10 protein-coding genes are annotated in these 14,062 nt (G+C 61.1%); 7 read left to right on the top strand and 3 right to left on the bottom strand.

The annotated features are described in order from the left end of the window. Complete coding sequence (locus HQ945_RS03230; RefSeq protein WP_113280942.1) at positions 1–2,397, bottom strand: circularly permuted type 2 ATP-grasp protein; 2,397 nt, start codon at positions 2,395–2,397, stop codon at positions 1–3. A 91-nt stretch (positions 2,398–2,488) separates the two neighbouring features. Then, positions 2,489–5,827, bottom strand: a complete 3,339-nt coding sequence (locus tag HQ945_RS03225; RefSeq protein ID WP_113280941.1) for a transglutaminase family protein — start codon at positions 5,825–5,827, stop codon at positions 2,489–2,491. A gap of 235 nt (positions 5,828–6,062) precedes the next feature. On the opposite strand from HQ945_RS03225, the gene xth reads away from it, so the two are divergent. Then, positions 6,063–6,836, top strand: a complete 774-nt coding sequence (gene xth / locus HQ945_RS03220; RefSeq protein ID WP_027230017.1) for an exodeoxyribonuclease III — start codon at positions 6,063–6,065, stop codon at positions 6,834–6,836. A gap of 12 nt (positions 6,837–6,848) precedes the next feature. Here xth and HQ945_RS03215 read toward each other — a convergent pair whose 3' ends face one another. Further along, entirely contained in the window at positions 6,849–7,481 is a 633-nt protein-coding gene (locus HQ945_RS03215) for a glutathione S-transferase family protein (protein ID WP_113280940.1), read from the bottom strand. 222 nt (positions 7,482–7,703) lie between these two features. Between HQ945_RS03215 and ppaT the strand changes: the two genes are divergently transcribed. From ppaT to HQ945_RS03185, 6 genes are all read left to right on the top strand, one after another. Beyond that, entirely contained in the window at positions 7,704–8,825 is a 1,122-nt protein-coding gene (gene ppaT, locus HQ945_RS03210) for a pyridoxamine--pyruvate transaminase (RefSeq protein ID WP_343051167.1), read from the top strand. A gap of 16 nt (positions 8,826–8,841) precedes the next feature. After that, entirely contained in the window at positions 8,842–10,455 is a 1,614-nt protein-coding gene (locus HQ945_RS03205) for an ABC transporter substrate-binding protein (RefSeq protein WP_174207653.1), read from the top strand. A gap of 87 nt (positions 10,456–10,542) precedes the next feature. Next, positions 10,543–11,523, top strand: a complete 981-nt coding sequence (locus HQ945_RS03200; protein ID WP_174207652.1) for an ABC transporter permease — start codon at positions 10,543–10,545, stop codon at positions 11,521–11,523. Continuing rightward, a complete protein-coding gene (locus tag HQ945_RS03195) occupies positions 11,520–12,335 on the top strand; it encodes an ABC transporter permease (RefSeq protein ID WP_174207651.1) in 816 nt (271 codons plus the stop codon). Before HQ945_RS03200 ends, HQ945_RS03195 begins: the two co-directional genes overlap by 4 nt. After that, a complete protein-coding gene (locus tag HQ945_RS03190; RefSeq protein ID WP_174207650.1) occupies positions 12,332–13,132 on the top strand; it encodes an ABC transporter ATP-binding protein in 801 nt (266 codons plus the stop codon). Before HQ945_RS03195 ends, HQ945_RS03190 begins: the two co-directional genes overlap by 4 nt. Continuing rightward, the gene (locus HQ945_RS03185; protein ID WP_228018895.1) at positions 13,129–13,902 is read left to right on the top strand and encodes an ABC transporter ATP-binding protein; all 774 of its coding nucleotides are present in this window, start codon (positions 13,129–13,131) and stop codon (positions 13,900–13,902) included. The genes HQ945_RS03190 and HQ945_RS03185 overlap by 4 nt, the downstream gene beginning before the upstream one ends. Positions 13,903–14,062: the final 160 nt, after the last annotated feature.

Below are 14,062 nucleotides of genomic sequence, written 5' to 3'. Positions count from 1 at the left end.
TCAGGCGAAATAGGTGTCGGAGATCGTATCGGAGAGCACTCCGATTTCATAGGCAAGTCCATGGAGCTTGTCCGGCGTGAGCTCCGACGCTTCCATAATGGCAAGGTCGGTGTGGAGCCGAAGCACCTTCTTCATAAGTACCGGCATCTCGGTGCTCGAATCGCGCGCCGGCAGAAGCCCGAACTCCGTCTTCAGGGCCTCCAGCTGGAAAAGAATGGAGCGCGGGTTGAGCGGATCGAGCGCCAGAAGATCGAGCACGCTGAGGCGCCCGGAATAAACGCTGTATTGGCGCCGGTGGGTCATGACGCTGTCGCCGATCTCCAGCAGCATTTCGAGCGCCCCATCTGCTGCGTCCGGACGCGATAGCGTCGCAAGGATGCGCGCCATGCCGATGCTGCGTTCGATGCGGCGTCCGATTTCAAGGAAGCGCCAGCCAGTAAACCGGTACATGTTCTCGTGCACGAGGCCGGAAAAGCCCGCAAGCTTGCGCAGAACGATTGTCATTGCCCGGGTTGTGTCGTCGCCCGCAGCCACCACATCATGAAAACGATGGATCGTCTTTGAAAGGTCACGCAACGCCAGCCAGCCATCCGGCGAAAAGCGATCGCGAATACGGCTGGCGCTGAGCATTGCTCCGTCGATCGAGCGCGAGAGGCCCTTTGGAATGGCGCTGTCGAGATCGACGCCGAGAGGCTTCAGATAGGTGCGCATTTCCGCGAGCAGCGGCAGTTCCCTGTTGGCCGCCTCCGCATGACGCGCGTGGCAGGCCCGGAGGATGCGCGCGGTTCCTTCCGCCCGCTCGATATAGCGTCCCATCCACATCAGATTTTCAGCGGCACGGCTCGGGAGCGTTCCCGGCACGTTGCGCCGGAAAGCGTCATCCTCGCGCGGCAGCAGCGTGTCCTTGCCGACCGGTCCGCTGCTCGTGATCCACACGTCGGCGGCCTGCCCGCCACGCTGCATGGCGATCGCAGCAGTGTCGAGGGTAAGGCCCACGCGCGCAAAGCCACCGGGCAGAAAGCTCCAGCCATGCTTCGTCCGTGCGGCGAAGACCCGCAATACGAAGGGGCGCGGTTCCAGCTTGCCGTCGACATAGACCGGCGTCGTCGAAAGCTTGACCGCCTCCTGCCCGACAAGGCTGCGCCCGTCATCCTTCAGCCGTGCAAGCAGTTCGCTGCGTGCGCCATCGTCAAGGCCGGCGCCGAGCGCGGTCGCGCCCATGTCCTCGAACGGCAATTGTCTCGACATGGCCGGCCCGACCATCATCTGGTCAAGGTGGTCCATGACGTGCCGGCGCTCCTTGTCCTGGCCGCACCACCATGTGGCGATGCTGGGCAGTGCAAGGTCGCGCCCATGCATCGCGTTGGAAATGGCCGGGAGAAACGCCAGCAAGGCCCGCGTCTCCAGGATGCCTGAGCCAAGTGCGTTGACGAGCGAGACAGAACGTTGCCGGAGAGCCCCCACCATGCCGGGGGTGCCGATCCAGGAATCCGCCTTCAGTTCAAGCGGGTCCATATAGGCGGCGTCCATGCGTCGCCACAGCACATCCACGGGCTTGAGGCCCGAAACGGTGCGCACCATGACCTTGCCCTTGCTGACGGTGAGATCATCACCCTCCAGCAGCATGAAGCCGAGATAGCGCGCGATATAGGCGTGTTCGAAATAGGTTTCGTTGTTGGGTCCGGGCGTGAGAATTGCCGCACGTCCCTGCGGGTTCTTGACCTGCGCCTGAAGCGAATCGCGAAACTCCTTGAAGAACCCCGCAAGCCGGTGAACGTTCATGGACGCGGAAACATCCGCGAGGGCCCGCGTACTTGCGACGCGGTTCTCAAGGGCAAAACCTGCACCCGACGGCGCCTGCGTGCGGTCGCCGAGAACCCACCACCTGCCGTTGGGTGCCCGGCCGAGTTCGAAGGCGCAAAAATGCAGGAAATGCCCGCTCGCCGGCTTCACGCCTGCCACCGCATGCAAATATTCGGAATTCGAAGCAATCAGATCGGGGGGCAGCAGGCCCTGGCCGATCAGCCGGTTCTCGCCATAAATGTCGGCGACGATGTCTTCCAGGAGATCCGCGCGCTCGGCAAGACCGCGCGTGATAGACTGCCAGTCATGCTCGTCAATCAGAAGCGGGATATGCGCCAGCGGCCATTCTCGTTCCTGTGTGCCGGTTTCGTCGTAGACCCGGTAATAAACGCCCGCATCGTGCAGATATTGGCTGGCCTTGGCAAAGCGGGTCGCGAGCTTTTCAGGACCGATTTGATCGAGTTTGCGAAGGAGGGATTCCCAACCCGGACGCACTGCGCCGGATGGGTCGATCATCTCGTCGGCAACATTGGGCAGCGGTTGATAACCCGCGAGCAGCCCTGATACATTTGGCGCTCTCACGGGCGATGGCATGGTTGCACACCCCCCGGGCCGTGGTGGCGGGGCATCTGGCCAGACAGAGCCGGGGTAAAACTCAGACCCATCCGATCTCGCATTCGTCGCATCAACTTGGCCGTGGCCGCCTGAGGTCGAGGGTCATCGGAAACTCGCCGGAAGGCTGCTCCTTCCTGAGTTCATAGGCCCCCGCCGTGTGTCCCCGCGCTTCGAACCTGGCAAGGCGGCGCGCCTCCGCTTCGTTCGAATTCACGGGAAAAGTATCATAGCTGCGCCCACCCGGATGTGCGACATGATAGACGCAGCCGCCGATCGCCCTGCCCGACCATTGATCGTAAATATCGAAGACAAGCGGCGTATTGACCGGGATCATCGGATGGAGCCCGCTGCGCGGCTGCCACGCCTTGTAGCGCACGCCTGCGACGGCTGTACCCTGCGTTTCGGTCATCCGCAGCGGGACTTCGCGCCCGTTGCAGGCAACGCTGTGGCGCGCAGGATTGAAGTTCTCCATCTTCACTTGCAATCTTTCGACCGAACTGTCGACGAAGCGCACCGTCCCGCCGATTGCGCCCTGCTCGCCCATGACATGCCATGGCTCCAGCGCCTGGCGCAGTTCCAGCTTGACCCCCTCGCGCTCGATCTCGCCGCAGAACGGAAAGCGGAATTCGAGTTGTGCCTCGAACCATTCCGGCCGGAACTCGAAGCCGTTCTCCCGCAGATCGGCGAGAACATCGAGAAAATCCGCCCAGACAAAGGCAGGCAGCATGAAGCGATCGTGGAGCGACGTGCCCCAGCGGACGAACCCGCCCTCGATGGGCTTGTTCCAGAAGCGTGCTACCAGCGCCCGAACCAGCAATTGCTGCGCGAGGCTCATGCGGGCATTGGGCGGCATTTCAAAGCCGCGGAACTCGACGAGGCCAAGCCGTCCCGTTGGTCCGTCGGGCGAGAACAGCTTGTCTATGCAGATTTCCGCCCGGTGGGTGTTTCCAGTAACGTCGATCAAAAGGTTGCGGAAAAGCCGGTCGACCAGCCAGGGCAGAGGCGGTGCGCCGCGACCCGGCATCGGCACCTGCGCCATGGCGATTTCGAGCTCATAGAGACTGTCATGGCGCGCCTCGTCGATGCGCGGGGCCTGGCTTGTCGGGCCGATAAAGAGGCCGGAAAACAGGTAGGACAAGGATGGATGCCGCTGCCAGTGAAGAACAAGGCTCTTCAAGAGATCCGGCCGCCGCAGAAACGGGCTGTCATTTGGCGTTTCGCCGCCGACAACGACATGATTGCCGCCGCCCGTGCCGGTGTGCCTGCCGTCGACCATGAATTTGTCGGCGCCGAGGCGCGACTGGCGCGCTTCCTCATAGATCGCCGTTGTCGTTTCGACGCACTCACGCCAGTTGGCGGCAGGATGGACGTTGACCTCGATGACACCTGGGTCCGGCGCTACGCGAATGACGTTGATGCGCGGGTCCTGCGGCGGACTGTAGCCCTCGATATGAACCGGCAGTCCGAGCTTCGCCGCGGCAGCCTCGGCGGCGCCGACAAGTTCGAGATAGTCCTCCAGCGCTTCAACCGGCGGCATGAATACGCTGAGGCGGCCCTCGCGCGGCTCAACCGAGATCGCGGTGCGCACGGCACCGCTGATATCGCCGAGTTCCTGTTCGACCCGCTCCTGCTGGCCCCCTTCGGCGGCTGTGAATGACGCGACGGCCTGCGGCGTGTCCCGGCCCGCCGGATCTGCCTGAGCAATCGAGTCGGCAAGCGGTCCGCGTTCCACGGAGGGGTCCACGGGCACGATATAAGGATATTCCGAAGGCGGGACGTGCGGCAGCGCTCCGAGCGGCAGGCGGTATCCGACCGGCGAATCTCCCGGCACCAGAAAGAGCCTGCCACGGCGTGTCGTCCACTTTTCGCTGCGCCAGCGCGGGCCGGCAACAGCCTGGCTGTTCCAGCGCTGTACCGGAAGCACATAACCCGTCGGTTCAGTCAGGCCACGTTCGAAGACGCGGGACATGCGGCTGCGCTCTTCCGGGTCTTTGAGTTTCGAATTGGAGGGATCGACATTGGCCGGCAGGTTGCCTTCCTTGACCAGCCACTCGGCCGGATCCTCATAGGCCGGCGCGACCATCTCCGTTTCGACGCCGAGAACATTCGCCATGCCGGTCAAGAGCTTTTCCGCGTCCGCCGGCTTGATCTCGCCCTTGCTGTTTTCGGCAGCGATGAGGTTCGGATCGACCCAGATCGGCTTGCCGTCCTTGCGCCAGTAGAGCGAGAACGTCCAGCGCGGCAGGCTTTCGCCCGGATACCATTTGCCCTGCCCATAATGCAGGAAGCCGCCGGGCGCAAAGCGATCGCGCAGTCGGCGGATCAGCATGTCGGCCTTTTCGCGCTTGGTCGGGCCGACCGCATCGGTATTCCATTCGCCGGATTCGAAATCGTCGATCGACACGAAGGTGGGCTCACCGCCCATGGTCAGCCGCACGTCGCGCTGCTGCAGCATCGCATCGACCTTGTCGCCCAAAGCATCGAGCGCTGCCCAGGATTCGTCCGAGAACGGTTTGGTTATGCGCGGGTGTTCGGAGACCCGTGTCACATGCATGTCGAAATTGAACTCGACATTGGCGGGTTCGGCCATGCCGGAAATCGGGGCGGCATTCCTGTAGTGCGGCGTTGCGGCGAGCGGAACATGGCTTTCGCCGGTCAGAAGGCCCGAGGTCGGATCAAGTCCGATCCAGCCCGCACCCGGCAGATAAACCTCGCACCACGCGTGAAGGTCGGTGAAATCCTTGTTCGTCCCCGCCGGGCCATCGAGAGCAACGAGATCGGGTTTCAACTGGATCAGATAGCCGGAGACGAACCGGGCCGCGATGCCGAGATGGCGAAGCGTCTGAACAAGCAGCCAACTGGAATCGCGGCAGGAACCGGTCGCGACGCCGAGCGTCGTATCGGGGTCCTGCACGCCGGTTTCCATGCGAATGACATAGCCAACCTCGCGCTGGATACGCGCATTGAGGTCGACGACGAAATTCACCGTATTGGTCGGGTTGCGGTCGATCGTTGCAAGAAACTCGCTCAGCAGCGGACCCGTTGGCTCCGGCTTCAGATAGATCGAGAGGTCGTCCCGGATATCCTCAGGATAGGCGAAGGGCCACGTCTCCGCGATCGGCTCGACGAAGAAATCGAAGGGATTGTAGACCGTCATGTCCGCAACGAGGTCGACCTCGATCTTCAGTTCGGTGACGGGCTCGGGAAACACAAAGCGGGCGAGAAAATTCCCGTAGGGATCCTGCTGCAGGTTGACGAAGTGATTGGAAGGACTGACTTTAAGGGAGTGGCTGAGAACCTTCGTACGCGAATGCGGCGCAGGCTGCAGGCGAATGACCTGAGGTCCGAGCATGATCGGACGGTCATATTTATAGTGCGTCAGATGGTAGACCGCAGCGTGAATTGCCATATCGCCTCAAATAACTAGCCGCGCATCGCGCGAAACAAACTGAAACCTAAACTACTCTCTTTCATAGGGCACGTCCTAAAATGTGCCGTTGCCAATTATTTTAGCACTTGAGAATTTTGCCGTATAAACGTGCTTGCCAGCGGAGAAATCCCCGCATAGCATCCGCGCCGATGGTTTCTCCGGGATGACAACACCGGAGATGAAAAGGGAACACGGCGGGCAACCAGGATCGCCAGTGAAGATCGCCACATACAATATCAACAATATCAACAAGCGACTGTCGAATCTTCTGCATTGGTTGGAAACGTCCGCGCCGGATGTCGTCTGCCTGCAGGAGTTGAAGTGCGAGGATGCGAGCTTCCCGGCAGAGGCGCTGCGCGATGCCGGATATGAAGCGGTCTGGAAAGGCCAGAAATCATGGAACGGTGTTGCGATCCTTGCGCGCGGCGCCAAGCCGATCCTCACGCGCGACAGGCTGCCGGGTGACCCCGAGGATGTGCAAAGCCGCTACATCGAGGCAGCGGTGAACGGCGTTCTGATCGCGTCGATCTATTTGCCGAACGGGAACCCGCAACCCGGGCCGAAATTTCAGTACAAGCTCGCCTGGTTCAAGCGGCTGCACCAATACGCGGCGGAACTTCTCGAAATGGACATACCGGTCATCCTCGCGGGTGACTTCAACGTGGTACCGACCGATTTCGATATCTACAATACGCGCTCGTGGATGGACAATGCCTTGCTGCAACCGGAGAGCAGGGAGGCATTCGCCAAGCTGTCGGCGCAAGGGTGGGTCGACGTCGTGCGCACGCTTTATCCGGACGAGCCAATGTACTCATTCTGGCACTATATGCGCAATGCATGGGATCGCGATGCGGGTCTGCGGCTGGATATGCTGATGGCATCGCCTGCGGCCTATGAACGGGTGACGGATGCGGGCGTCAACCGCGACGCGCGGAGCTTGGCCAATGCAAGCGACCACGCGCCTACCTGGGCCGAATTCGAGGATTGAAACTTTCCCTTGTCAGGAATCAGGGAAATTCCGCTTCAGGATCGATTCGAACTGGGGAAGGCGGGAGACATTGTCGGCAATGGTGTTGAGCTTGGGCAACGCCTTGGCGAAGGCTTTCTTGCCCGGCCGCCAATGCCGCATGACTGCAATGTAAAAATCGACAGCCGAAAGCCTCTCGCCAAGAAAATAGGGGTCGTCGGCGACCTGCTCGACATTTGCCCACAACTCCATCCGGTATTGATCGATGGCATCCTTGTATTCCTGGCTTCTTGTCTCGGATATTTTCCAGCGGTCGGGATCGTCGGCGAACGTTGTCGTCGGATAAATCTCGCTGTTGATATAAAGCAGCCAGCGGAGGAACCCCGGACGTTGCGGATCGCTGGATGAGGGCACGAAGCGCTGGTCGGGGAAGGCATCCGCGAGGTGGAGGATAATCGCCGCGCTCTCGGTCATAACGCTGCCATCTGGCATGATAAGCGTCGGAACCTGCCCCAGCGGGTTGAGTTCGAGCAGACGGTCCCGGTCCGGTCCAGGTTCGAGGTAGGGGATTTCTTCGAGTTCGAACTCTGCCTGGACTTCGCGCATGGCGAGTTCGACGATCACCGATCCACATCCTTCCGAACCGATCAAGACATATTTGCTCATGATGCCGTCCTGTCTCTTGCCTGGGCCAGGGATTTACTATGGCGAACAAATGAAGCCTGCGCCAGAAAGTTCCTTGAGACCCGCGGCGCGGGTTCGAAGCTTCGAAATATTCGCATTGCCGAACGGCCAAGGATTGAAAGGGTTTTCCTTGGTTTCCGGCATTCGGCAGAATATGGTCTGCGTCGGCGACAGAGCATCGATGAGGACGGGACGAGTTCGGCAGTGCAATCCAGGCTTCCCCTTCCGCCAATGATGCTGACGACCGGGCCGGTCCCGGTTTACCCCGAAGTGCTCCAGGCAATGGGTCGGCCGGTGATTTACGATTATCACCCCGCGTTCCAGACCTATTATGCCAATGTCATCGATAAACTGCGCTTGGCCATGCGTACCCGGCTCGCGCCGGTCATCATGCAGGGCGAGGCGATCCTCGGTATCGAGGCGGCCGCCGCGGCGCTGATCGGAAAGAGCGACATCGTCCTCAACCTCGTATCCGGCGTCTACGGCAAAGGCTTTGCCGCCTGGGCGGCGCGTTATGGCAAGGAGGTCGTCGAGCTTGCCGTTCCATTTGACGAAGTGATCGATACGGAGGCGGTTCGCCAGGTACTGCGGCGCCGGCCGGAGATCACGGTCGTTTCGGTCTGTCACCACGATACGCCATCCGGGACGCTCAATCCCTTGGCCGAGATCGGCAAGGTCGTCGCTGAACACGGGGCTTACCTCATTGTCGATGCCGTTTCTTCCTTTGCCGGCCTTGATGTCCATCCCGACGCCGTAGACGCGGATATTTTCATCACCTCGCCGTCGAAGTGTCTCGGCGCTTCGCCGGGCCTCAGCCTCATTTCAGTAAGCGAGCGTGCCTGGCAAAAGATCGAAGCTAACGGGGACGCGCCGCGCGGCTCGTTCCTCAGTCTCCTTGGCTGGAAGGACGCGTCGGAGCCCGGGCGAAGCTTCCCCGTGACGCCGTCGATCTCGGAGATATACGGCCTCGACGCCGCGCTCGATCGCTATTTCAGCGAAGGCGCCGAAAATGTCTGGGCCCGCCACGCACAAACGGCGGCGATTATGCGCGATGGCTTAAGGCAAATTGGTGTCCAGCTTTGGCCTAAGCGCGAAGAATGGTGCGCGCCGACGACGACCGCATTTCGCGTGCCCGAGGGCTGGAGCGATGCCGCCCTGCGCGACCGGCTGCTCGATGATCACGGTATTCTAGTTTCGCTCGGCCGCGGCGAAACCGCCGGCAAGGTGCTGCGCGTCGGCCATATGGGCTCCTCCGCCGAACCTTCTTTTGCCCGCGCCGCCGTCAAGGCCCTCGACGAAATCCTGTCAAATCGTACTTCCACTTGAGCCCGAGAGGTTACCAATGTCCCGTATCATCCTCAATCGACGCGCATTTCTTGCTGCGACCGCCAGTGCCGGTGCAATCGCCGCTCTTGGCGGCAAGGGCTGGGCGGCGGAGCAGCCGGTCAAGGGCGGCCGTCTGATCGTCGCCGGTGATAGCGAACCGGCCAATCTCAACCCGGCTATCGTCGCGTCGAACGGCGTGTTCTTCGTTGCCAGCAAGGTCATCGAGCCGCTCGCCGAGCAATCCTACGAGGGCAAGGACGGGCTTTCGCCGCGCCTCGCGACGTCATGGGAGGGGTCACCCGACGGATTGTCGGCGACATTCAAACTGCGCGAAGGCGTGACCTGGCATGATGGCAAGTCGTTTACCTCCGCCGACGTCGCATTCTCCGCGCTCGAAGTCTGGAAGAAATTGCAGAATCTCGGCCGCGTGGTGTTCAAGAACCTCGACAGCGTCGATACGCCTGATGACCACACGGCCATACTGAAGTTTTCGCAGCCGACACCGTTCCAGCTCATTCGCAATGCCTTGCCGGTCGTGACCTCCGTGGTGCCGAAGCACATCTATGAAGGTACTGACATCGCCAAGAATCCCGCCAATCAGCAATTGGTCGGCACGGGACCGTTTAAGTTCGGCGAGTACAAGCCGGGCGAGTATTATCTCCTCAAGCGCAATGACGCATATTGGCAGAAGGACGAGCCGCTGCTCGACGAAATCGTCTATCAGTTCCTTCCCGATCGCGCTGCCGCCGGCAATGCGCTCGAGGCGGAACAGATTCAGCTTGCAGCTTTTTCCGCGGTTCCGCTTGCCGACCTCGACCGGATTTCGAAGGTGCCGGGCCTCAAGGTCTATGCCAACGGCTATGAAGGCCTGACTTATCAGCTCATCGTGGAAATAAACCATCGCCGCAAGGAACTCGCCGACCTCAAGGTACGCCAGGCGATCGCCCATGCCATCGACCACGACTTTGTGGTGAAGACGATCTTTCTTGGCTATGCGAAATCGTCATCGGGCCCCGTACCCGCCTATGACAAGACGTTCTTTGAACCCGATGTCACAAAATATGCTTTCGATCCGGCGAAGGCGGAGGCGCTGCTTGATGAAGCCGGCTACAAGCGCGGCGCTGACGGAAACCGCTTCACCCTCAAACTGTTGCCGGCGCCGTTCTTCAATGAAACCAAACAGTTCGGCAATTATCTTCGCCAGGCTTTGGCCAAGATCGGCATCGACGCCCAGATTGTCAGCAACGACACGCCAGCCCACCTGAAGGCGGTCTATACCGACCATGACTTCGACATTACGGTGGCGACGCCCGTCTACCGCTCAGATCCCGCAATCTCGACGACGATCCTGTTTGAGAGCGGTCTGCCGGCCGGCGTTCCCTTTTCCAACCAGTACGGCTATGCCAATGCCGAAATCGACAAGCTGATCAAGGATGCTGCCTCGACCATCGATGCAGACAAGCGGGCAGGGCTCTACAAGGAACTGCAGAAGAAAGCTGCCCACGATCTGCCGTTGATCAATGTCGCCGAATTCTCGTTCATCACGGTTGCGCGCGACTCGGTGCAAAACGTGTCGGACAATCCGCGCTGGGCCGTCTCCAACTGGTCGAACGTCTGGGTGAAGCCATAACAGCCACAGGAACCGCTTCAATTTCAACGGGAAACCCTCTAGCCTAGCGCTGGAATCAATCGCACACGTCGCCCGACCGGAGTAATCTTGCCGCCTCTCGTTTCCCTGTTGCTGAAACGTCTGCTCGGCGCTCTTCCTGTCCTGGCGATCGTTCTCGTCGGCAGTTTCCTGCTGCTTGAAGCGGCATCGGGCGATGCGGTTGATTCTTACGTCGCGCGCTCGGGCACGCTCGACGCCGAGCAGTTGGCGCAATTGCGCCAGGAGTGGGGGCTCGACAAGGGCCCCGCCTACCGTTTCAAGGCCTACGCCACCGCACTGGCCCAGGGAGATCTCGGCTGGTCCACCGCATATCAGCGTCCGGTCGGCGCGGTGATCCCCGAGCGGCTGCCCATTACGCTGCTGTTGATGACCCTTGCAACGACGCTGGCATTTTTCATTGGATCCTTGCTGGGCGTGATTGCCGGCGCCAGTCCCGGTTCGCTACGCGACCGATTTCTTTCGGTCACCTCGCTGGCGATTTATGCCGTTCCGGGTTTCTGGTTGGGCTTGGTGCTGATCGTAATTTTCGCGGTCGACCTACGCTGGTTGCCTGTCGGCGGCATCGAGTCGATTGCTTCCGGCAAGTCGGGGTTCGCCCGTCTCGGCGATATTGGCGCGCACCTGATCCTGCCCGTCACCTCGCTCGCCATGGTCTACCTCGCCCTCTATTTGCGTCTCATGCGCGATCGCATGGGCGAAATCTGGCATGAGCCATTTGTGCAGTCGCTGCGGGCGCGCGGCATCGGCCATTGGCGTATCGTCTGGCGCCATGTCGCGCGCAACGCGGTGCTGCCGGTCGTTACCATGCTTGGGCTTCAGGCGGCGGCCATGCTCGGCGGCAGCGTCGTCGTCGAAAGCGTCTTCGCCATTCCAGGCTTTGGCCGCCTCGCCGCCGAAGCGGTGGCGCGGCGCGATACACCGCTGCTCCTCGGGATTATTCTTTGCAGCGCCATAACCGTCATAGTTGCCAATCTTCTCGTCGATCTCGCCTATGGCAAGCTCGATCCGCGCGTGAGAACCGGCCGATGAATGCCTGGCGCAATCTTAACGGCGAAGGGCGGATGGGCGCGGTAATCCTGACGGCGCTCATCCTCATGGCGCTGCTGGCCCCCATCCTCGCGCCAGGAGATCCCTTGGCGATCAGCGGCGAACCATTGCTTCGCCCCTTCGCCGACGCAGCGCATCCGCTCGGGACCGATCGGCTCGGACGCGACGTGCTCGCTGGTCTCTTGCACGGGACCCGCACCACGCTGCTTGTTGCGTTCTTTTCGGCCGCCGCGGCACTCATCGTCGGCAGCGTCGTCGGCACGCTGGCGGGTTTTCTCGGCGGCATCGCCGATGCGATCCTGATGCGGATCACCGAGGCTTTCCAGACCGTTCCCGGCTTTCTTCTGGCACTTGCCGCCATCAGTGTTACCGGGCCCAGCGTGCCGACGCTCATCTTTGCAATCAGCGTCGGCACCTGGACGCAAGCGGCTCGCGTCACCCGTGCCGAGGTTCTGTCGCTGCGCGAACGCGACTTTGTCGCGGCGGCGCGCACGCTTGGCATGCATCCGCTCGAGATTGCCTTTCGTGAAATTCTGCCCAATGCATTCGGGCCGGCAGCATCGCTTGCCGCTATTTCCGTCGCCGCCGCCATCCTCATCGAGGCGGCCCTGTCATTCCTCGGCTTCGGCGACCCCAATCGGGTGACCTGGGGGAGCATGATTGCGGAAGGGCGCACCGTTCTTCGCTCCGCGCCATACCTTTCCATCGTCCCGGGGATTGCGCTTGTCGTTACTGTTCTTGCCGTTCATTTGCTCGGTCGTGGCTTGTCGCGCTCAGAAAGGCTGCAGCCATGAGCAAGCCCTATTTGCATATAGCAGGCCTCGGCGTGCGTTATGGCGCGGCCGTTGCTCTTGAAGATATCTCGCTTGAGGTTGGCCAAGGTGAAAGGCTCGCGCTCATCGGCGAAAGCGGTTCCGGGAAATCCACGCTGGCAATGGCGGTCGCCGGGCTTCTACCCGAGGGGGCAAAGGCGACAGGGTCGGTTGATTTTCCCACGCTTGGCTACAAGCCAAGACCGGGCAAGGATATTGGTGTTCTGTTCCAGGATCCCAATGGCAGTCTTGACCCGGTGATGAATGTGGGTGACCAGATCGCTGAAGTCGCGATGATCCACCAGGGGATTGGCTGGACTGCGGCCCGGGTCCGCGCCGCCGAATTGCTGGGCGCGGTCCAGATTCCACGACCTCTCACTCGGCTTAACAGCTATCCGCACGAATTTTCTGGAGGCCAGAAGCAGCGTATCGCCCTTGCAATCGCGCTTGCGGGCAACCCTTCGCTGCTCATCGCCGATGAGCCGACGAGCGCGCTTGATACCGTCGTACAGCGACACATTGTCAATCTGCTCGATCGGCTCGTCAGGGACAATGGGCTGACGCTCATCTTCGTCACGCACGATATTGCGCTTGCATCGGAGCGCACCGACAAGATCGGCGTGCTCTATCGGGGAAGGCTCGTGGAGTTCGGTCCTGCGGCAGACGTGCTCGGCGCGCCCCGGCACCCCTATACGCGTGCGCTTGTCGACACGCACATTTCGCTCGATACACCCCGTAGAAAGCGCCTTGCCGAAATCGATACGGCAGGTCTCGAATGATGTCGCCCACTCCGATCCTCGAAGTCAAAAATATCAGCAAACGCTTCGGCGATCGGGGCGGGGCTGGCCTGCGGGATATCAGTTTTGTGCTCGCTCCGGGCGAAACGCTGGCCGTGGCTGGGGCTTCGGGTTCAGGCAAGACCACGCTCGCGCGCCTGATCATGCGCCTTGCCGAGCCGGACAAGGGGTCCATCCATCTGGCCGGGCAGGATATCACCGCCTTGAGCGGCGAGCGTCTTCGCCGGCGTCGCAGCCGATTCCAGATGGTATTCCAGGATCCGCTCGCGGCTTTCAATCCACGCGCCACCGTCCGCGATGTTCTTGAGGACCCGTTGCGCCTGCATGGACTTGCCAACCCCGGCGACTATGGCGCGACGATCGGTGCCGCACTCGAGCGCGTCGGACTCGGCACAGATTTGATCGATCGTCCGCCACGTCAGCTTTCAGGCGGCCAGCGGCAAAGAGTGGCGATAGCAAGGGCGATCATGACCAAGCCGGAACTGATCGTTTTGGACGAGCCCATATCCGCGCTCGATGTTTCGGTGCGTGCCCAGATCCTTAACCTGCTCCTCGATCTGAAGGAGCAAACCGGCGTTGCCTACATCTTCATATCGCACGACCTTGCCGTCGTCCGCGCTTTCGCCGAGCGCTTGATCGTGCTGGACGAAGGGCGAATCGTCGAAAGCGGCGATACGGAGACGGTGCTCAAAGCGCCAAAAACCGAGACCACGCGTGCGTTGATCGAGGCTGTTCCGCGGCTCATATTTTAGAGCGCGCAAACATTCGCGGATGCCGGCCGCTTGGTCTACAGTGGAGGCACGTAGAACAGATATGCACCGATGACCGTAAAGATGGAAAGCAGGATAAGTGTAGCGTCGTTCACATCAATAACCCCTTATTGATCACGCCATTCTAGCAAAGCTGCACCGC

This window comes from Phyllobacterium pellucidum, assembly GCF_013327855.1.
In the GTDB taxonomy this organism is placed as follows: Bacteria; Pseudomonadota; Alphaproteobacteria; order Rhizobiales; family Rhizobiaceae; genus Phyllobacterium; species Phyllobacterium pellucidum.
This window is presented reverse-complemented; position numbering and strand designations above follow the sequence as displayed.